This window comes from Gemella haemolysans, assembly GCF_012273215.1.
Taxonomy (GTDB): Bacteria; Bacillota; Bacilli; order Staphylococcales; family Gemellaceae; genus Gemella; species Gemella haemolysans_A.
Window position 1 is genome coordinate 1,146,051 of the sequence record NZ_CP050965.1, and the last position, 22,626, is coordinate 1,168,676.

The window sequence follows — 22,626 nt, forward strand, 5'->3', positions numbered from 1 at the left end:
TTATTATTCGAATCTAGCTCTATCGTGACTTTGATTCCACTTATCTACCTCTGGTCCTTTTGGCACAATAGTTTCCCCTGCTGATAAATAATATCCGATCTTTATTGCTTCAAAATCTGTTGTAGATCCGAATCCTGGTGTTTGATATAAATCTTTTAAGTAGTTGAATATGTTAGAATATTCCTCAATTCTCTTTTTATTCGCAGAATATAATCCATAATAAACAACATCAAAACGAATCATAGTAGTATAGAAACGAATATCTGTTTCTGTTATTGTATTTCCATTGAAGTATCTTTGTTTAGATAGATGCTCCTCTACTACATCCATCATATCGAAGAATCTATCGAATGCCTCATCATATTTTTCTTGGTTTTCAGCAAATCCCATTCCATATACACCATCATTAATAGCTACGGCTAATTTTTCATTCCACTCATCGATTTGACCTGCAAGATGTTCAGGATATAAATCTATTCCATCTTTTTTATGTAGTTTTCTAAATACTGTTGCAAATTCGTGAAGTAACTCGGCCGATTCTTTTCTAACTACTTTTCCTGTAGTAACATCAACAAGCACCGGTACTGAGTATGGTCCTTCATAATCTGAATCACTATTTAAGTACACATCTTTAATTTTATATTGTTTTAAAACTGGATCTAGCCCATCTTTATCTAAGCTAAATTGCCATCCTTCTTCTCCACGGCGATAATCCAATGTTCCTAAACTAATAGCATCATCTAAACCTAGTATCTCTCTTGTTATAACCGCTCTATGTGCATACGGGCATAAAGGAGACCAGAATAATCTGTATCTTCCTTCCTCTATAGGTTGTTCCTCTGTTCCAAATGGTTTACTAAAAAATTTTTTCATGTGATTTTCTCCTTTTTAATTTTCTATAAATTTTTTTGCTTCTTCATAAATATACATAACATTCAAAGTATGTTCTTTTTGATCATTCATGAAATTAAAATCTTTATTATTAATGACTTCAACGAATTTTTTAAATTCAGCAAACATTCTGTGTGAATGAATATTTTTATTTTCATTTATGAAGTTATCTTTTGTCTGAATACTATAATTAGGAACTTCATTTGTAGGTCCAATAACTTTAATTATACCTTGATCACCTTGAATATTTACATAACTATTATTAAAAGTATCTTTCGCTGCTATGCATACTACTTTAAAGTTAGCATATTCTAATAGAAGAATACCCGAAGTATCAACATCATTAACAATATTTGGTGAATAATGTATTTTATTAGGTTTACCAAATAATCCAACTACAAAATGAATGTTATAAATATTTAAATCACCGAGTACTCCCCCACCTTTACTTTTATCAAACACTGGTGCTATAACTCCATTTTTAAATGCTTCATATCTTGAAGAAAGTTGAGAAAAATTACATTCAACAAGTCTTATTTCTCCAATATTATCAATATTTTCTTTTATATCAAGATAATTTTTCTGGTATTGATTTGTTATTGCTTCTATTAAAATCAATCCTCTAGCTTCAGCAATTTCAAACAATTCTACAGCTTCATCATACTTTAACGTAAAAGGTTTTTCACAAATAACATTTTTACCAGCTTCTAGAGCCTTCTTAGCAACTGTATAATGTAAATTATTTGGAACTGCAACATAAATCGTATCAATCGCTTTATTTTCCAGACAAAAATCAATATCAGTATATATTTCTTTAATATTATATTTGTTTTGTAATTCTTTTAAATTTTCAATATTTCTAGCTGCTATAGCTTCTAATTTAATTTCTGGAATTTCATGAGCAAAAGATAAGAAATCTTTCACTATCATTCCAGAACCAATAATTCCTAATTTCATGTTTTCCTCCAAATTACTGTGTATCCTTTAATTATATCTTTATAAACTTACACTAGCAACTTTTCTGCATAAAAAAAGGAATCATGAGCTTTAAGCTCATGACCCTTCTCATCAGTCCTAAATTTTGGAGACACTAAAAAACCTAAGGAATGGAGTCCTTAGGTCTTTACTCTATGCAACATACTAACTAATTGCTTTATATACATATATTACACTGTTTTCTTTGATTTTACAAATTATTTTTTTAATATAGAATCAAATAAATAAAATCCTATAGAATTATTAGTAAATCTACTAATTTTAGTCATAAAAATACAACCATTACTAGAAATACTTCCTTGTCGTGCTAAATAAGATAAAGCAGGTACTAATTGAAATAAAACTGCTTCATAATATTCATTTTCTTTTTCAATTAACAAAATAGCTTTCTTATACAATTCTCTCTCTTTTATTCCAACCTCTTTATCTAATATCAAATTATATAAATCAGTTAAAATTTCTTCTTCTTTAGGAAAATAATTAAACATATAAAATTCCTAATAATTACCAATTAATAGTTGGTTTCATTGGGGAACCACCACCAACACTATCCCAGCCATCATTCGTAATAGTAGTATACTGATGAAAAGTAGTAACTTCTGTTCTTTCTTTTGCATCAGCTATATTAAAATTCAAAAACATACTACCTGATAATAATAAAACAAAAAATAATTTCTTTTTCATAATAATAGAACCTTCTTTCTGCTATTTTTCAGAAAATCTAACTTTTTTTTCGATATTAGAAATGAATTGTTAGTTTTATTATATAGTAAAAAATAAAAAATACAAGTCTTCTATTTAGTTTTTTAAAATATTTGTTAAAACATTACTCTTTACACTCTGTCAAAATACTTTCTATTTCTTTTAATTCTTTTATAAACTTACTATCTTTATGCCCTATATATACAATCTTTCTTCTACTCTTGTCATTGCTACATAAAGCAATCGTCTTTCTTCTTCTACATTTGTTTCTAACAATACATTTTTATCTAACTTTTTCATAGTTTGCTTTATACAAATAAGAATAATTCTCATCTATATTCATTATAAATACATTTTTAAATTCAAGTCCCTTATATAATTAATTTAACTTTGAATTTATCTCTCTATCAAATTTGATAGATTGTTTTATTTTTTATATTTAGTTATCTTCATACTGGCAAGGGAGTGACTCAAAAATCGTGATTTCGGAGAAATCGATTTTGTCGAGTCACCCCCGCACAGTTTATTAGATATCTAAAAAGCTTTTATGAAGCGAATTTAGATATCAATAAACTACTTACGTATAACGTATGCAAGGACACACCAAGAAGTGAGTCATAAGACGAAACTGATTGGATTGTGTCTACTGCTGAGGCTATGAGTTCTCATGTAAACTATTTTTAAAATCTAGTACTTTTGGGTCAGCCCCTTACTTTTTTGTATAACAAAATGTACAAATATTTCTTTTGTAACTACTTTCTTAATTAATAAAAAATAATTAGTATGGATTTTTCTCATCCACACTAATTATTATACACCCTATTATTTTATGCTTTTTTTCTAGATTTAATTGCTCCAATAACTAATGGAATTAAGCTGATTAAAATAATAGCAATTACAACTACAGAGAAGTTGTTCTTAACAAATGGAATATTTCCAAAGAAGTACCCTACCGATACAAATAATGTACACCAACAAAGACCTCCGAAGAAATCAATAATTCTAAACTTAGAATATTTCATCTTACCAGCTCCTACGATAAATGGAACTATTGTACGAATAATCGGGAAGAATCTAGCTAAGAAAATAGACTTTCCTCCATGTTTTGCCACGAAGTTTTCGGCGTCTTTTATGTTTTCATCAGACACAAACTTTTTAAACCATACTCTACTCTTCAAGTAATCTGAGAAGTTTCTTCCGATAAAATAGTTACAATTATCTCCAATAACAGCAGCACTTATACATAAGAATAATAGTAAAAAGATATTATTGCCTGTTGCTGCCCATAGAGCTCCACTAGCAAATAATAATGAATCACCTGGTAAAAACGGCATGAAAACAACACCAGTTTCGATAAAGATAATTAGAAATATTATCCCATACATCCACCATGGTCCATGTTGCATCATTAATTCACCAAGATGCTTGTCAATATGCAATACAAAATCAATTAAAAATTTAATTGTTTCCAATGTAATCCTCCTAAAATAAATATGTTCTATGAGATTATACCATAGAGAACATAACCTGTCTATTAATCATACAATCTAGAAATTAATCTCTTATAAATTTTTTCATTTCAGCAATGTAGTCAGCATTACTTTCATGTTTTCTAAGATGATTAAGCACTCCAATTGTTGGTTCACTAACATCCTCAAGTTTTCTACGAGTTTGCCATAGTATTTTTACTTCATCTTCTGTTAATAATAAATCTTCTTTTCTTGTAGAACTCTTCAAGAAATCAATAGCTGGATAAACTCTTCTTGAAGCTAATTCTGGTGATAATACTATCTCCATATTCCCAGTTCCTTTGAACTCTTCAAATATTAAGTCATCCATTCTAGAACCAGTATTAATCAAAGCAGTTGCTATAATAGTTAAACTTCCTCCACCTTCAACGTTTCTCGCTGCACCAAAGAATGCTTTTGGTTTGTGAAGGCTCGATGGATCTACCCCTCCGCTTAAGACTTTACCACTACTTGGTTCAACAATATTATAAGCACGAGCAAGTCTTGTAATACTATCCATAAGTATAATTACATCTTGACCAAGTTCTACACGACGTTTAGCATGCTCAATAACCAATTCTGCCACTTTGATATGATTTTCAGAAGTTTCATCAAATGTTGAACTTACAACATCTGCTCCTCTTACAGATCTCTCCATATCAGTAACTTCTTCTGGTCTTTCGTCAATTAAAAGAATAATTAACTTCTTATCAGGATAATTTTTTCTAATAGAATTTGCTATATCCTTTAGTAATGTTGTTTTTCCAACTTTAGGTGGTGCAACAATCAATCCTCGTTGACCGAATCCAATCGGTGCTACCAAATCAACAAATCTTGTAGAAAGTTTTTCTTTAGTAGTCTCTAAAACAATTTTTTGATTTGGATAAATCGGTGTTAAAGCTTGGAAATGTGCTCTACCTTTTGCAACCTCTGCATCAACATCATTGACCTTATCTACCTGTAATATACCTGCAAATCTTTCACCTTCACGTGGTTTACGAACTTTCCCAAATACTTCATCACCTTTTTTAAGTTCAAAACGGCGAATTTGAGAAGCGGAAATATAAATATCTGTTTCTCCTTTTTTATAATCAACAGTTCTTAAGAAACCAAAACCATTTTCTGGGTGAATATCATCTAAAATACCAGAAGCATAGTAATGCTCTTCACTTACTGATTGTTTTTCTAAAATCGCTAATACTAACTCTTTTTTATTTAATGTATAATATCTTGGAACACCAAGTTCTTTAGCCAAAGCTGTAAGTTCTTTAGTATTCATACTTTTATACATTTCATCAAATTTTACGTTACTCATTTTTTTCCTTTCTCCATGTATCACATAGAAAATCATTAAACATCTAAATTAATCGTTGATCTAATTAAACATTATCTTTAAAGTACATCAAGAACCTGAATAAATAACTCACACTAAATGTTATTTTCAAGTTCTTGTTATTTAATATTAATTTTTTTAACAACAATTTATCTCTTACTAAGTACTACCACTGCAGATAAGATAAATGCAGCTCCGATTATATCTATTAGACCAAATGTTGTTCCTAATAATAAGAATGAGAAAACTATTGCTGCTATTGGCTCAAAACATCCGATAATACTTCCTGTAACAGCTCCAATCATTCTTACCCCTTCTAAATACAGTGAAAATGACATTATTGTTCCTACAATAATAACACCAGTTATGCATAAGAAGTCCATAAATGTAAAATTGGAAGGTATATAATTGCTACCTGTACCAAAATACACTACAGATCCTGCAATTAAAAGTCCCCAGGTCATTATCGGCATTACTCCATATTTCTTTGTTAAATTTACTGATGAAATATTATAACTAGCTAGTCCAAAAGCAGAAAATATTCCCCAGAATAATCCCAAAGTGGAGATATTTAATTTACTGAAATCTAAATGCGTAGCCATAAGAACAGTTCCAAATAATGAGGATACTATTGCAACGACTTCACGAGGCAACGGCCATCTTCGACTTATAATACAATAATAAGTCATAATCATTACTGGCCCAGTAAACTGAATAACAGTTGCCATACCTGCATTAGTATACTTAATCGCTAAAAAAAATGTACCTTGACAAATAAGTAATCCTAAAAATGAAAAATTTAATAATCTCAAAATATCTTTTTTATCCGAAAATACATTCATCAGACTTTTCTTATCTTTTAAGAATAAAATAATCACTAGAACTATACCTGAATAAAATAGTCTATTGGAAATTACCCAAGTTGAATCTATCTTAGAAATATTAAGTAAATACTCACCTAACACTCCAGATAATCCCCAACATGTAGCTCCTAACAGAGTAAGAATAGCACCTTTTTTCATAGTACTTTTTTCCATAATTACACACTCCTAATGATCAAACAACTTTAGACTTGAACTTACAATTTTGTTAGATTTTTCTACTACTTCATTATAATTCTCATCCTTAGATAATAAGATACTAGTAAATAGTGTTATCATATTATTTTGAGCTACCATCATGTTTCCACATGTATAAAATTTAGCATCAAGTTTATTGGTAACATAACCAAATGGTGAGTACCAAAAACCATAACCAACTTTATAATTTTCATCAAAAAATTTCTTCGCAACATTCTCAGGATACCCCTTTATTATTGGCATCGGATAAAGAAAGCTAAGAGATTTAATTGCCTTTTGAGAATCTTCAACTTTTGCATTTAAAACTGAGAATACATCAAGTTTTTTCCCCATCAATGTTTTATCATCATATACTCTAAATTCACTTTCAAATTGAGATTCAAAATTCTCTTTATATTCATGAATGATTTCTTCTTCATCAAACATAATTGAGTAATCATTGTTAAATAGATTCTCTTTTTTTAAGTATAAATGTGCTTTTAAATCTTTATCTGTATAATCTAATGAAATTAATGGATTTGTCGTGATGAATAAACTCTTTTTAGATTCAAACGCTATGAAATATCTATTTCTACTTAACAGGTATTTAGTTATTGCACCTAGTGAAGTATTATTTTCTAATAGTATTAAATTTTTTCTTGATAGTACAATACGTTTAAGTTCTTCTTTCTCAATTTGAAGAAGAGCTTTTCTAATGTTTTCTTGCCAAAGTTCCGGATAAATCTCTCTAACTATCGATATTTTAGGATCGTTAGAAATCTCATTATCATTATCAAGCTTGCTTAAAAATGAGATTCTCTCCGTCCATAATTCCGAAAACTCTTTTTCTTCCTTCATATTAAAGAACAATGTTATAAAAACTTCTTCACCTTTAAAAACAGCAAGTATTCCAGGAACTACAAATGATGTATCACTAAAATCTACCCATTCCTGACTGTTTTTATTATTACCGTCTGAAATACCACCATAGATTCCAAAATACTCATCATCATGTTCATCAATTTCTAAAACTGTTACCTGAGCTCTCAACTCTTCAAACCCAGATAAAATACTACTGTTATCAAAACTAGTTAGAAAATCATTAGAATCAAGTAACCATGTTGCTTCATAACCTATACCGATTATAGAAGTTTTAGTATCTGGTGTTCTTATTATAAATCTTTCACCTTTTTTTGGCGAAAACAGACTGATAAACTGATCTTCACTAAATGTTTTCTTTAGTTTGAATTTTACAACAAGTTTATCATCAAGAACCGTATCACTAAAATCATAATCTATAATTCTCTGATAATCATTCATACTTATTACCTATCCTTTTTTTTCTCCTCATTTTGAAGTCTTTCTACACGTTCTTTAATTTCTAATTTTTTTTGTCTTTGTTTTATTAATCTATTTACCTCTTCTTCTGACTTATAACTTGCTTCTTTATCAGTAAAAATAAATAAATTTTTGTGATTATTCAAAATTGAAAGTATCGTTTTATTTTCTGACTCTTCATTTTCAAATAACTCTGCTATATATTTTCTCTTATCGCTACCTAAAACTACAACAAATAAGTTTCTAGCAGACATTAAGTTTTCATATCCAATACTAATTAATTTGTTACCTTTGATTTCCATTCCAGCTTGTTGTAATTGAGATTTTTCTTCTTCTGAAAATTCAACAATATGAAGGTTTTTATTTACCTCATCAGCAAAACGATAATCAAGTATTCCCCCATCAGATCCTAAAAAAACTACTGCAACATCAATTGGATTTTCTTCTAATACTTCTTTATAATTATTTAAATCTTCATCACATTCATTACTATTTAATGCCTGCGGATAATAAATGTTTTTAGCTTCTACATCTAACTTTTTAAATAACTCATGTCTAGCATATCTATATAATCCAAATTTCTCTTCAATATCAATATCAGCAAATTCACGTTGACCTAACATTATAACATGTTTATAGCGATACTTCCCTGTTTGGTTGTCATCAATCATTCTATTCGTAAATTGTGTATTAATAATATTTTCAGGTAAGCAAATAACTGCTCCATCCTCAAGATTTTTTTCAAATTCATCATACATTCTATTTAGAACTGCTGTTTCACTGTTACAAACTATATATTTCATGTTTTCACCTCCATATAGTAATTATTCAAATTACTTTCTATTATATCATATTTATCCCTTACTAACAACGTCATAGATTTTACTCAACTTCTATCAGTTTAGAGAGTACATAAGAATAAACATATGTTTTAATATTTTTTAATTGATAATATTCCGCTACCGCTTCTTTATATATTCTTAGTTGCTCCTTGTGTCTTTCACGTAAAATATCTTCCCCAGTTTTACTAGTCACATAGTCAGTCTTATAATCAACGATAATAGCTTCATCATCAGATATTTTAATAAATAAATCGACTACCCCTTGAAGTATTACATCTATCTCACTATCGCTTTCACTGTATAGTTCTTTAGCTTTTTTCGCAGTGGTAAATGCTATTTCAGTTTGACAAAATTGGCAATTAGAAATAATATTCATTAATTCATTATTAATAAAGTTACTTATTCTTTCTATATCATCTTTATTATTTATATTATCAAACTCTTCTTCTGTTAATATTCTATTCTCTTTAATATTTTTTATTAAACTATCTGTTTTCTTCAAATTATTTAAGTAAACTTCTACATCATTAATTTCAACACCCGATCTCACATCATTAACTATCTTTTCAAAAAGTTTATGAACAATATTCCCCCTAAGTATTGCCTTACTTGTAGATGTTGAGCTCTTCAATGTAGTTAACTCGAGATAGCCTCTTTTTTCTTTCTTAAAGCCAGAATTACTTTCACCGTTAATTTTTTTCAATGCGCTATATGATGTTTTTGTTGGAAATACCTTATGTTTAATAGTATTCTCCTGGATTTCTTCATTGTCTTGTTGTTTTAATTCAAACCTTTCATAAAAATCTGCTAAGTCAAAGTCTAAACCATTTTCCTGTTCTTGAATCAATGGAATAACTTCATGAGCTTCAAATTTTGCCTCACGCTCATTTTCAAAACTAAATCCTTCTTCATAATCACTCAGTAAGTTATTTAGTATAGTTTCAAAGTTATCATCTTCTAAAATAGCTTGGGAAAGTGATTTATCTCTTGCCTTCTCATTATTTAATTCTATTCCACTTGGACTTACAAGATACAGTGTGTTTTTAGCTCGAGTTAGGGCTACATACAGGTTACGAATTTCTTCTTCTCTTTCTCGTAGTTTTATCAAAATACTATTTAACTTATATAATTCGTTTAATTCTGTTAGTCTAGAATTGTTTAGACCGAAATTTTGAGCTATAGTCTCAACATTAAGACTTAACCCAAAAGTCTCTGTGAATAACCCTTCTCCAGTATAACCACTTTTACTAAATGAAGTGTCAAGATCAGCAACAAATACTTCTTTATATTCTAATCCCTTAGAAATATGAATCGTTGATAAGGTAACACTATCGTTTGGTGTTCTTTTCTTAGTTTCAAATACCTCTTCATTTTTTATATTTTTCAACTGCCTAATTAAACCAGATAGTTTATTATCAATTTTCTGATATTCATTTACAACATCTACAAAATTCTCAAAATAATCAATCTCTTCATCATTTACACCTATTGTAACTAAATAATTTTTAAAATCAGTATCTAAAGATATACATTCTATTAAAGTCGGTAAAGAGTTATTCAAACTAAAATTCAACCATTTTTTTAATAGATTTGTAGTCTGACTATCTTTTTTATTTTCACTATTTGTTAACTTCTCAAAAAGATTTTTTCCTTTTTGTAATGATACTCTCAATAATTCATCATTACTATAATCAAAAATCTCAGTATGCAAAATGGCTAATAGACTAGCATCCCTATTAGTGTTATCTAAAAATCTAAGAATATTATATAAAATATTAAAACAATTTGATTCAGTAAAACCAACTTTTTCCTTGAAAAATAATGGTATATTGTACTTGCTAAATATTTCTTTAAAACTAGACATTTTTGTACTATTTCTAACTAAAACAGCATAGTCACTATATTTCTTTCCATTCTTTATCCCTTGCAAAATTTCATATGCAATATTTTCTATAGATTGTTCCCTATAATTTTTTTTATTTTCTACTATTTCTCCTGTATAGTAGTTCACCTTACCATTTATTAACTTAGTTGGCATAATTTCTGTATCTTGGCGCTCTTTTGCTTCTGGATAATAAAGGGCGCTATCTTCATCATAGCTCACACCAGCATTCTTATTTCCCATCAATCTATTGAATACAAAATTACTAGATTTCAATATATTCTCATCACTTCTGAAGTTCTCTTTTAATACTACACAAATACCTTCAGAATCATCTTCAAATGAATATTCCTCATTTACACTATAGTTATCAATTTCCAATTTTCTATAACTATTATACTTTTGTTCAAAAAGATCTGGATTAGAACCCCTAAAACCATAAATTGCTTGCTTAACATCTCCTACTCTAAAGAAGTTCACACCTTCTCCTCTAATCAGGTTTAGAATATATTCTTGCAAATTATTATTATCTTGATATTCATCAACATATATTTCATAAAAATATTCTCTATAATAATTTGCCGCTTCACTTGGGATAATCTCACCATTTTCTTCTTTAGTTAAAGCCTTAATAGCAAGATGATTTAGATCAGAAAAATCTAAGAAATTGTTTTCTCTTTTTCTTTTAATAAAATCATTATGTAAATTCTTAAGAACTTTTGTAATAGTTCTTGATAACTCACTCATTTTATCTATAGTTTTAAAATAATTAATGTAATCATTAAGGTCAGTTTGTATACTTGCTAATGTCGCCGTGTCATAAACACTATCTTCTACTTTTATTTGTTCATTGAGTTTCTCAATAATAACTTCAATTTCCTCAAGATTCTCTTGATTACTCTTTAAGGTTTTTTCATCTTGTTGAAGATATTTTATGATCTTTTCTTTCTTGTCATCTTCTAAATTAACAAGAGAAAGAAAATCTATATCGTTCTGTTTTTTAGAACTTTCTAGATATTTTTTAATATACAAACAAAAATCAGATGCTATTTTTATATTTTCTACTGTAGTTAATTCATCAACTCTATTAAATTTATCAAGAATTTCTTTATTATTAATAGCAAGTTTATCTTCATATAGAGAATTAAATTTTCCAAAATCTTCTTCTAAATATTTTTGAAAATTAGGTATATTTAAAAGCTTATAGTATATATCAATAATAAAAGAACTTATATTTTGTTTAGAGTCAAAAACTGTAAACAATAAATCTGTACTACTAGAATCATCTTTAACCAATTCTTCTAGTACATTTCCTATTGTTTCACTCAATAGTCCTTTACTATTTGCTAATATACCAAAATTAGGTGATAAATATTTAATTTGATTATCAATTTTTTCCTCTACGAGATAATAGAATTTTTTCAATACATTTAGACAAAAGCTGTCAATAGTACTAACATAAGCATCATTCATCAGCATTCTTTGCTTTCTAAGGAATAATAAATCTTCTTCCTTATTTGTAGAAAGCAATCTTTCACTAATTTTATCTTCTATTCTTACTATCATATTTTTAGCAGCAGCAGTGGTAAATGTTAGGACTAATAATCTATCAATATCCCATCTTTTTGTCGCTACTTTTCTTGCTATTCTTTCAGAAAGAACCTCTGTCTTACCACTCCCAGCTGCGGCCGCAACAAGAACATCCGCTCCTGTAATAGCGATAGCTTGCCACTGCGGTGGTGTTGGTGGATACTTCCTAGAAGCGGCTATATTATCAATCTTCTCAATATTTATCATACAAATTTCCTCTAATTTCATATTAATAATCACTTTATATTTTAACATACTTTAAGCATTATGGTATAATGTTTTAAGATAGTAAGACATTTATTTAAAATTATATTTTTATACTGTTTCTACACAGTTGTAATTATAAAATAATATTATAAATAAACATTACTTTTTCTTAAATTTTTATAATAGGTGAAATAGATGAATCGAAAAATTTTGGCACTAGCTCCTATTCTAGTAGCTAGTTCGATAATTAAACAAAATAAAAAACTAAAAGTAACTAAAACTACACTTGATTTTAATAATCTTCCCTATTCTTTTGATAATTTTAAAATTGCTCAAGTGAGTGATATTCACTGTGATAAAGTTGGATTAAGTGACCTAGCATTCTTAAGTAAAATCAGAAAATTCTCACCAGATATTATTGTAATTACTGGAGATATTCTCGATAGTTATAAAAACGACATGGATGTAGCCTATAATATCCTAAGTCAACTTTCTATAATCGCTCCTTGTTATTTTATATCTGGTAATCATGAACTTAGATTACCTAAAGAATATGCTGAGTTAAAAATTATGTTATCAAAACTTAAAATTACTCACTTACACAACGAAAGTATTCTTCTTAATCGTAATCAAGATTTTATAAATCTAGTTGGTGTAGAAGATTATAATTTTTTCAAAAATGAAGATAATTTAAATCACCGTGCGAACTTCAAGAAAACATTAGACAATCTATATTCTTCAGAATATTTTAACATCTTGTTATCACATCGTCCCGAGAAATTTCCAATCTATGTAGAAGCTAAATATGATTTGATTTTTTCAGGGCATGCTCACGGTGGACAATGGAGAATTCCATTTATAGGAGGCATTTTCTCACCTAGTCAAGGATTCTTTCCAGAATACACAAGTGGTTGTTACACAAAAGATAGTTCGACATTAATTGTTTCTCGTGGTCTAGGAAATAGCTCGTTTCCTATAAGAATAAACAATAGAATTGAATTAGTATTAGCTACATTAAAAAAAAGAGAGATTCAAAAATCGTGATTTTTTAAAATCCGATTTTGAATCTTTTATTTTATTTATTAGAAATATAATTTCTCAAATTTTTCTATTTTTTCTTTAAAGTCTTGAAGCGCCAATTCAATTGCATCAGGTTTAGACATATCTACACCAGCATTTTTTAATACTTCTATTGGATAATCAGAGTTTCCTTTTGAAAGGAATTCATCTATATAAACTTTAGCATTTTTACTATCTTCTAGTATTAATTTTGATAATGCTTGTGCTGCAGAATAACCAGTAGCATATTGATATACGTAGTAATTGTAGTAGAAGTGTGGAACTCTTGACCACTCATATTTTATATCTTCATCGTAAGTAAATACATCACCATAGTATTTTTTCACCACATTGAAATATTCAGTATTTAAATATTCTGCTGTTATAGCCCCTCCGTTTTGAAGTTGTTGGTTTATTTTGTGTTCGAACTCTGCAAATTGAGTTTGTCTATATACTGTTCCAACAAATCCACTTAACGCTTGGTTAAGGACACGCAGCATTCCATTTTTGTTACCTTCTTTTTCAAATTTGTTATATAGATATTCTGTTAATAATGCTTCATTACAAGTTGATGCTACTTCTGCAACAAAGATTGAATAACTTCCGTAAACGTATGGTTGGTTTTTTCTAGTGTAGTACGAGTGCATTGAATGCCCTAATTCATGTATAAGTGTATACACATCATTTAATGTTCCATCAAAATTTAATAGAATAAATGGTTTTGTAGTATATCCACCCCATGAATACGCCCCTGAACGTTTTCCTTTATTAGGATAAATATCTATCCAACGTTCTGTAAATGCTTTACTCATATCATTAACATATTCTTCACCCATTGGTTTTACAGCTTCAAGTACTATATCACGAGCTTCTTCAAATGTAAATTTAATTGGCTCTCCTTTTACCATTGATACTGATCTATCATATAATCTAAAATCTTCAAGTCCTTTGGCTCTCTTATGTAACTTATAATATCTTTGCAGTGCTGGAATTTTTTCATTAACTACAGATACTAAATTATCATACACTTCCTCTGGTATTAAGTTGTTAGATAATGCATTATTCCTTGTTGATGTATATTTATAGACATCAGCATAATATTTTTTTCGTTTTAAATTTCCACCTAATGTAGATGCCAACGTATTATTATGTTTTTTGAAATAGTTATATAGAGAATGGAATGTATTTTTTCTAAGAACTCTATCTGTACTTTCCATATAAGTACCATATGTTCCATGCGTTAAAGTATGTTTATTTCCATCTTTATCTTCAACTGGCTCAAATTCAACATCTGCATTATTTAATGCTGAAAAAGTTTCATCACTAGCATTTAGTGCTTCTCCAGCCATTGCTATTATTTTTTCTTGTTCTGGATCTAGAGTATGACGACGTTTTTTATTAATTTTTTCTAATTCAAATCTATAAACTTTTAACTCATCTAATTCTTCTACGTATCCTAATAGTACATCCTCATCAATTGAAAGAAGTTCAGGTTTTAAAAATGACCACTCTGCATAAAACTTAGAATTTAAATTCATCGTTTTAGCATATAATTCACCATATTCAGCATTTGTACTATCTTGGTCTTTTCTAAGAAATGCATAAATTGTTAATTGTTCGACTTTTAACATCATATCTTCTTCAGCTTTAAAAACTTCTAGAAGAGCTTTAGCACCCTCTTTAACCTTACCTTTATAACTTTGTATTTGTGGTATTAATTCTTCCACTTCTTTAAATTGATTCCAAAAATCTTCATTTGTTTTAAAAATTGATTCTAAATCCCATGTATTCTCAACTTTTTGATCTTTTCTTAATAGTTCAACCATATTATTTCTCCTTATGTCTAATACATAATCTTAATTATATCACATATTTCAGCAATTTGGTAATATATATTTTTAAAACTATGTTGAATTTTCAGAAAATAGAAACATTATTTTGTTTTTATTAGATGATCATAATTCTCATGTCCTATATAAATCTCACTATTTTTATAGAATCCATAACTTTCATATAGTTTTCTTGCTCTAATATTCGATTGAGCAACATTTAAACTTAATAAAGTATTACTACTATTAACAAAGCTTGTTAATAGTTTATTCCCAACACCTTCTCCTCTATACTCAGAAAAAACATACAATGTATCTAAATAATACTCTTTTTCCAATACTTCATCATAATCAAATATAATGTCATCTTGTTTTAAATTAAATTTTTTAACGACTTCATTAAACCAGAAATTTTTCATCTTTTCTACTTCATTATAGTGATAAGAAAATGAGAATCCTTTTATTTTACCTTCCTTCTCACAAACTATACAGTTTTTATAACTAAATCTATCATTTTCTGACATAAATACAAATTTTAGAATATCTTGAATTTTTACTGAAGAATAATTCTTTAATATGTCGATTTCTAAAGATTCAATAAATTCCTGTAGTCCTTCTAATACCTTTATATCATCTTTTGTTGCTTTTCTAATCATTACATGTATCCTTCCATGACTTAGTAATTATTAAAGAATCATCTACTATTCAACTTCCCCAACATTAGCATATCTAGCAAATGAAGGCTCATAGTTTCTCACGTTAAATCCTAATTCTTCTAATATTACAGCTACATAAGATGCACGAACTCCAGTAGTACAATATGTAATTTGAAGTTTATTCTTATCTAAACCTTTTTCATTTACATATTTTTCTAATTCTTCTCTAGATTTTACAAATCCTTCTTCATCAACTAAAGAATTAAATGGTAAAGAGATTGCACCAGGAATATGCCCCGCTTTATTTTCACCATAAATTACGCGACCATTATATTCAACTTCTAATCTAGTGTCTAAAATCTGCACATCAGTATTTTCAAGTTTTGATAATAATTCATCTGTAAATATAGCTTTATCGTTTTGAGTTGCTTCACTACGAACTACATCGCTAACATCAATTCGGTCAGATTCTGGTTCATAATTTTTATTAAATCCTAGCTTTTCAACTTGTTTAAAACCACCGTCAACAAATTTAACATTATCAAATCCTGCATAATTAAATGTATAAACTACACGTGCTTCATCTCCAAATCCTTGTTCTGGCATTGTAAAACCATAAACTAACACTTCAGAATCAGCATTAATACCCAGTTTAGAAAAAATTTGTTCATAGTTATCTTTTGATAATAATTTACCTAGATTCTCCCCTCCAAATTCATCTAATAAACTTATATCAGTCCAATCAACAACCGTTGCTTTATCATACATTAAAGCACCTTCTTCAAGCATTCCACCACGTGCATCGATAACTACTAAATTCTCATTAGTTCTATTATTTAATAAATACTCAGCATCAACTAGTTTTTCAAAATCAAATTGTGTCATAAGTACCCTCCTCTAAAATTTAATTTTCAATTTATTATAACATAATTATTATTGAAAAAATATAATTTAATTCGTTATCAAATCGATGTGAATGGGGTTGACCAAAAGTCCTAAAATTTAACAAAGTGTATATGATAACTCATAGACGCAATGGTTTATCGATATCTAAATTCGCTTTATAAAAGCTTTTTAGATATCTAATAACCTGTGCGGAGGTGATTCGACAAAATTGATTTCTACGAAATCACGATTTTTGAGTCACTCCCATTTCCCCAAATATTTTTTACACTTTATAAACCGTAAACATTTTTATTTACAAACTCAGAACACTATGATATAATAAATCGGAATTGTTTTGAATTAAATAATTAAGGAGAAAATAGTATGAACAAGAAAAAAATGATTATTACTAGTGCCTGTGGTTCACTTGTAATCGGACTATCAGCCTTCGCTGGTTACGAATACGGAAAACAGCAAACATTTCAAACAACATCACTAGTACAAAATACAGCACAAGCAAAGAAAATTAATTACTCAGACAAAGTTAGTTCTGTTGTCGTTAGTGAAATCACTGACGATGGATACGTGACACTTCACGGAGATCACAGTCACTATGAAAAAGGATTAGTACCTTATAACGCTAAAATTCTTGATTCATTAGTTTATAAAAATAAGGATTATAAATTGAAAGATGAAGATATTCAATATGAACTTGCAGAAGGTTATGTTATAAAAGTTAATGGTAAATATTACTACTATCCAAAAGAAGGTATAAACCAAAGTAATATTGTCGATGAGAAAACTGCTAAAGAAATTTCAGCTCATGCACATCACCATCATCATGGAGAAGCTAGTGAATCTAAAGAGAGTGGAGATCACTACACATTTAATCCTAAAGATATCGTAAGTGAAACTGCAGATGGTTATGTAGTACGTCATGGAGATCATTTCCACTATATTAAGAAAAGTGAACTATCAAGATCTCAATTATCACAAGCAAGCAAAGTAGAAACTAACAGTTCATTACCAGCATCGACTGCAGGAATAACAACTCCAACAAGTGATGGATATATCTTTAAAGGTGAAAATGATATAATAGGAAAAAACAGTTTTGGATTTATAGTTAAACACGGTAGTCACCAACACATAATACCTTATTCTCAATTAGTAGGTACAAAATGGGAATACTTAGTAAATAACACTAAAGCTCCAGCAGCTACTACAAATACAACAGCTGTGAATATTCCAAAAAACAATACAACAAATAACGAAAAACATGAATCACATAAAAATTCATCAAGTACAGAAGATAATTATACATTTAATCCAAAAGATATTGTAAGTGAAGATGAAAATGGTTATACAGTACGTCATGGTGATCACTTCCACTATATTCCTAAAAACAAAGTAGAAAAACCTGCTGAAGTAGTTAAACCAATACCGGTTGTTCCTACTCCTATTTTACCAAATTTAAATAATGTGGATAAACCTGTAGAGAATGTTAAACCAACTCCAGTTATTCCTACTCCTTCCTTACCTGAAGTGAATAAAGTGGAAAAACCAGTGGAGAATGTTAAACCAACTCCAGTTATTCCTACTCCTTCTTTACCTGAAGTGAATAAAGTAGAAAAAACAGCGGAGAATGTTAAACCAACTCCAGTTATTCCTGCGCCTTCTTCACCTGAAGTGAATAAAGAAGATAATAAAAAAGATAACGTTACAGAAGTAAAACCTAGTGTTTTATCATTCGCTGGAGTTCAATTTAAAACTAGTGATGGTTTTGTATTAGATGAAAATACAGTAGGTACTCCTACATCATTAGGATTAGTCATTGATCACAATGGGCACCAACACTTTGTTTATTATAAACAATTAGTAAATTCTAAATTTGAAAAACTAATTCCTCAAAAATATTTAGAACAAGCTAAAAAAGAATATAAAGAATTAGAAGATAAAGTAACTGAAAAAATAAACTACTTAGCAAGTAAAAATAATATCGATAAAAATACTATTAAATATATCTCTACAGCAAAAGGAGATGCTCTTTCTTACAATGGAACAACTACACTATTAGAAGAAATAAATTCTGAAAACAATAATGTTGTAACTCCACCAAAAGAAACTCCAAAAGTGGAAGATAAAGTAGAAAATAAACAACCCGAAAATAACAATGAAACTTATTCTGAGGAAGTTACTAAAAAAATTAACCATTTAGCAAAAATATTAGGTATCGATCCTAAGTTAATTAAATTAGTAGAAACTGAAAATGGACAAGCATTAACTTACCCTCATGGTGATCACAGCCATACCGTATTACTAAATGCAATTCACGTTGACGAAACTGAAGTAAATATTACGGATGAAATTCAAAAACAAATTAATTATATCGCTGAGGTTTATGGAGTACCAAAAGAAGCTGTTAAAGTTACAAAAGACTTCTTTGTATTTAACGAACCTGCTCATGCATATGACCCAACTCATATTCACCCATACTTAATACCTCGTGATAAATTCCATATTCCTGAGGTTACAGGTGACGATGAAGTTGATTTCGAAAATGAATTACTTGCATTATCAAAACGTACAGGAATTCCTGCTGATAAAATTAAACGAGATGGCGATAAATTTGTAATCCCTCATGGAGATCACGATCATTTCGTTAAAATACTATCTAAAGGAGCAGATATTTACTATAAAAATAGAATTCCTAACATAACTGGAACTTATGTTGCTGGTGATTTCGATAAAGAAGCTGTATTTAAACATATTGATGAACTAAAAGCAAATAATATCGCTAAACACAGTAATGATAAAAAACAAGCAAATCGTGTTAATCGTGCATTAGATCAGTTACGCGCAACAATTGAAGAATTACCAACTAACTCTACTAAAGGTTACCTAGAAATGTTAGATAACTTTGATAAAAAATATATTCAAGAAGAAGCTAATGCTGATACTTCTAAAAATGATGAATTTATTAAAAAATATAATACTCTATTAAATCGTATTAAAGATAACGATATTGAAAAGTACAATCTTTCAAAAGTAGAATTAACTAATGAATTAAACATAGCTAGTGAAAACAAAGATGTTAATACTTTAAACAAAATCAATCACTTATTAGATGAATTACAAAAATTCGAAGACCGTGAAAGTATTACTACAGTAAGTTACATAAAATATTTCTTAGAAAACATTGATAGTGACAAGATTGATAATAAACTACGTGAGGAACTTTCTTCACTTGTAAAAGATTCTTACGAATCTCAAGCATTTATAACTAGAACACCAATGAGAACACTTGTTACAAGATTAATTAATGCGAAAAATGCACTACATTACGCTCTTGAACACAATACAAGTACTAAGGCTGAATTCGGTGAAAACTATAATAAACTTAATAAAAAAGATGAAGATGGTATAACGCTTCGTTCATCAGCAGATCAATTCGCTAAAGAAGCAAATGACCCATCATTCCCACTTGAATTTTCTAACGCAAATTATGATAAAGCTGATTTCGAAAAATATGCAGGTAAAAAAGATGAAACTAATAATTCATCATCAGATAATGAGAGTAATAAAGTAGAAAATAACTCTACAACTAATGAAAATAATAAGGTAGATAGTACACCAAGTGGTGAAACTAATACACCTAAAGATGAGAATACAACAAGTACTGAAAACAACACACCTAAAGATGAAAACACAACAGGTACTGAAAACAATACACCTAAAGATGAGAATACAACAAGTACTGAAAACAGCACATCTGAAGACGAAAGTACAACAGAAACTAAAAAAGTTGAACTTACTCCAGAAGAATCTGCAAAATTAAACTTACTTGCTGGTCTATTTAGACTTTCTCCAGATAGTATGAATGTAATAGAAACACCATATGGAAAAGCTGTAAACTTCAACCTTGGTGGAAAAAATGAAACAATATTAATTAACGATATAGATAAGTTATTAGCTGCCCTAGTTTCAAGTGCTAAACCAAAAGAAACTCCAGAAACAAATAACGAAAATAGTACGACTCTTAACGCAGAAAAAGAAGTTTCAAATTCTGAAAACAACACAACTTCAAATGACAATAAACACAATACTAACGAAGAAACAACAACATCAAAATCAGAAAATACTACAGAGAAAATAACCGAGGAAAAATAAATTAATTTCTAAAAACACTTGACAACAAAGCTTATCATAGAGTAAAATTAATTTAAATAAATATATATAATTTGATTATAGACATGTTTTAATCTAAAAACTTTTCCAGAGAGAGTACATTTGCTGAAAGTGCTTATTGTTTATTTTAAAATTCTACTATAAATAATATCAATAATAATTTTTTTAAGAATCTTTAAGATTGAATTTGGGTGGAACCACGGTATAGAAATTAATCGTCCCTTACGTCTTTGACGTAAGGGATTTTTTATTTTATACTTAATTCAATTTAAAAATAATATACAAAAGGAGAATATAAATATGTTAGATATTAAATTATTTAGAGCAAATCCTGAAATGGTAAAAGCAAAATTAGCTGCTAGAAACTTAGAGACTGATGTAGTTGACTTACTTATCGACTTAGATAAAAAACGTCGTGAACTTCTTGTTCAAGTGGAAGACCTAAAAGCACTTCGTAACAAAAAAAGTGAAGAGATTGCAATCTTAAAAAGAAAACGTGAAGATGCTTCAGATGTAATCGCTGAAATGAAACACGTTTCTGATGAAATAACAACACGCGATATTGAAGTTAAGCAAATTGCTGAAGAAATTAACGAAAAAATCATTAGAATCCCTAACTTAATTTCTGATGAAACTCCAATTGGAGAAAATGAAGATGAAAATATTGAAGTTCGCCGTATTGGTCAAGTTAGAGAATTTGATTTCGAACCAAAAGCTCACTGGGATCTAGTTGAAGAATTAGATATTGCTGACTTTGAACGTGCTGCAAAGATTTCTGGTAGTAGATTTGTGTTCTACAAAAAAGCTGGGGCAATGCTTGAACGTGCATTAATCAACTTTATGATTGATACTCACGTAGTTGAACACGGTTATGAAGAATTTATGGTACCTCAATTAGTAAACAGAACTGCTTTATTCGGTACTGGTCAATTCCCTAAATTCGTTGAAGATGTTTATACTGTTGAATCTGAAGGACTAACTCTTATCCCAACAGCAGAAGTTCCATTAACTAACTACTACAACGGTGAAATCTTAACAGAAGATATGTTACCAAAAGGTGTTACAGCATTCAGTATCTGCTTCAGATCAGAAGCAGGAAGTGCTGGTCGTGATACTCGTGGTCTTATCCGCCTTCACCAATTCAACAAAGTTGAAATGGTACGTTTTGCAAAACCTGAAAATTCTTATGAACAATTAGAAATCATGACTGGTCATGCTGAAAGCATCCTTAAAAAATTAAACTTACCATATCGTGTTATCACTCTATGTTCTGGAGATACTGGATTCTCAAGCGCTAAAACATATGATATAGAAGTATGGTTACCAAGCTATAATGCATATAAAGAAATCAGTTCATGTTCAAACTGTACAGATTTCCAAGCTCGTCGTGCTAATATGAGATTTAAACGTGAAGACACAGGTAAAATTGAATTTGTTCACACTCTAAACGGTTCTGGATTAGCTGTTGGACGTTGTTTAGCTGCAATTATTGAAAACTATCAAAATGAAGATGGTTCAATCACAGTACCAGAAGTTTTACGTCCATACATGCGTGGAATTACAAAAATCGAAAGAGATTAATTTTATTTTAAACTAAAAAATTCCAAGAGATTTATATAAATCCTCTTGGAATTTTTTAATAGCCTAATACATTAAAAATAGTGG

General features: G+C 29.0%; 17 protein-coding genes. 3 read left to right on the top strand and 14 right to left on the bottom strand.

Annotated features, from left to right (window positions below; translation table 11 throughout):
* Window positions 1-3: 3 nt before the first annotated feature.
* The 11 genes from FOC48_RS05405 to FOC48_RS05455 form a co-directional block, all read right to left on the bottom strand.
* Window positions 4-873 (bottom strand): glutathione S-transferase C-terminal domain-containing protein, encoded by an 870-nt coding sequence (locus tag FOC48_RS05405; protein WP_003146966.1) that lies wholly within the window; start codon window positions 871-873, stop codon window positions 4-6.
* 15 nt (window positions 874-888) lie between these two features.
* Complete coding sequence (locus tag FOC48_RS05410) at window positions 889-1,848, bottom strand: Gfo/Idh/MocA family protein (RefSeq protein ID WP_003146967.1); 960 nt, start codon at window positions 1,846-1,848, stop codon at window positions 889-891.
* 236 nt (window positions 1,849-2,084) lie between these two features.
* Window positions 2,085-2,375, bottom strand: a complete 291-nt coding sequence (locus FOC48_RS05415) for a bacteriocin immunity family protein (protein ID WP_003146968.1) — start codon at window positions 2,373-2,375, stop codon at window positions 2,085-2,087.
* Between the two features lie 16 nt (window positions 2,376-2,391).
* Entirely contained in the window at window positions 2,392-2,523 is a 132-nt protein-coding gene (locus FOC48_RS10110) for a hypothetical protein (protein WP_301952013.1), read from the bottom strand.
* A 261-nt stretch (window positions 2,524-2,784) separates the two neighbouring features.
* Complete coding sequence (locus tag FOC48_RS05425) at window positions 2,785-2,889, bottom strand: 3'-5' exonuclease (protein WP_172497884.1); 105 nt, start codon at window positions 2,887-2,889, stop codon at window positions 2,785-2,787.
* 527 nt (window positions 2,890-3,416) lie between these two features.
* A complete protein-coding gene (locus FOC48_RS05430) occupies window positions 3,417-4,061 on the bottom strand; it encodes a VTT domain-containing protein (RefSeq protein WP_003146970.1) in 645 nt (214 codons plus the stop codon).
* 82 nt (window positions 4,062-4,143) lie between these two features.
* Window positions 4,144-5,412, bottom strand: coding sequence for a transcription termination factor Rho (gene rho / locus FOC48_RS05435; RefSeq protein WP_003146972.1), 1,269 nt, complete (start codon window positions 5,410-5,412; stop codon window positions 4,144-4,146).
* A gap of 167 nt (window positions 5,413-5,579) precedes the next feature.
* Entirely contained in the window at window positions 5,580-6,467 is an 888-nt protein-coding gene (locus FOC48_RS05440) for a DMT family transporter (RefSeq protein WP_003146973.1), read from the bottom strand.
* A 12-nt stretch (window positions 6,468-6,479) separates the two neighbouring features.
* Window positions 6,480-7,808 (bottom strand): hypothetical protein, encoded by a 1,329-nt coding sequence (locus FOC48_RS05445; RefSeq protein ID WP_003146974.1) that lies wholly within the window; start codon window positions 7,806-7,808, stop codon window positions 6,480-6,482.
* 5 nt (window positions 7,809-7,813) lie between these two features.
* Window positions 7,814-8,629, bottom strand: coding sequence for a 6-phosphogluconolactonase (locus FOC48_RS05450; RefSeq protein ID WP_003146975.1), 816 nt, complete (start codon window positions 8,627-8,629; stop codon window positions 7,814-7,816).
* A gap of 79 nt (window positions 8,630-8,708) precedes the next feature.
* Window positions 8,709-12,347 carry a UvrD-helicase domain-containing protein gene (locus FOC48_RS05455; RefSeq protein WP_003146976.1) on the bottom strand — a complete coding sequence of 1,213 codons (3,639 nt, stop codon included), beginning with the start codon at window positions 12,345-12,347 and terminating at the stop codon, window positions 8,709-8,711.
* Between the two features lie 195 nt (window positions 12,348-12,542).
* On the opposite strand from FOC48_RS05455, the gene FOC48_RS05460 reads away from it, so the two are divergent.
* Complete coding sequence (locus tag FOC48_RS05460) at window positions 12,543-13,391, top strand: metallophosphoesterase (RefSeq protein ID WP_003146977.1); 849 nt, start codon at window positions 12,543-12,545, stop codon at window positions 13,389-13,391.
* Window positions 13,392-13,429: 38 nt separating this feature from the next.
* Here the strand turns inward: FOC48_RS05460 and pepF are convergent, their stop codons facing one another.
* The 3 genes from pepF to FOC48_RS05475 form a co-directional block, all read right to left on the bottom strand.
* The gene (gene pepF, locus FOC48_RS05465) at window positions 13,430-15,232 is read right to left on the bottom strand and encodes an oligoendopeptidase F (protein WP_003146978.1); all 1,803 of its coding nucleotides are present in this window, start codon (window positions 15,230-15,232) and stop codon (window positions 13,430-13,432) included.
* A 107-nt stretch (window positions 15,233-15,339) separates the two neighbouring features.
* Window positions 15,340-15,891 carry a GNAT family N-acetyltransferase gene (locus tag FOC48_RS05470; protein ID WP_003146979.1) on the bottom strand — a complete coding sequence of 184 codons (552 nt, stop codon included), beginning with the start codon at window positions 15,889-15,891 and terminating at the stop codon, window positions 15,340-15,342.
* A gap of 45 nt (window positions 15,892-15,936) precedes the next feature.
* Window positions 15,937-16,776, bottom strand: coding sequence for a sulfurtransferase (locus tag FOC48_RS05475; RefSeq protein ID WP_003146980.1), 840 nt, complete (start codon window positions 16,774-16,776; stop codon window positions 15,937-15,939).
* 384 nt (window positions 16,777-17,160) lie between these two features.
* Here FOC48_RS05475 and FOC48_RS09965 point away from each other — a divergent pair, with 384 nt between their 5' ends.
* Complete coding sequence (locus tag FOC48_RS09965) at window positions 17,161-20,943, top strand: pneumococcal-type histidine triad protein (RefSeq protein WP_254263169.1); 3,783 nt, start codon at window positions 17,161-17,163, stop codon at window positions 20,941-20,943.
* Window positions 20,944-21,261: 318 nt separating this feature from the next.
* Entirely contained in the window at window positions 21,262-22,542 is a 1,281-nt protein-coding gene (serS, locus tag FOC48_RS05485; RefSeq protein WP_003146984.1) for a serine--tRNA ligase, read from the top strand.
* Window positions 22,543-22,626: the final 84 nt, after the last annotated feature.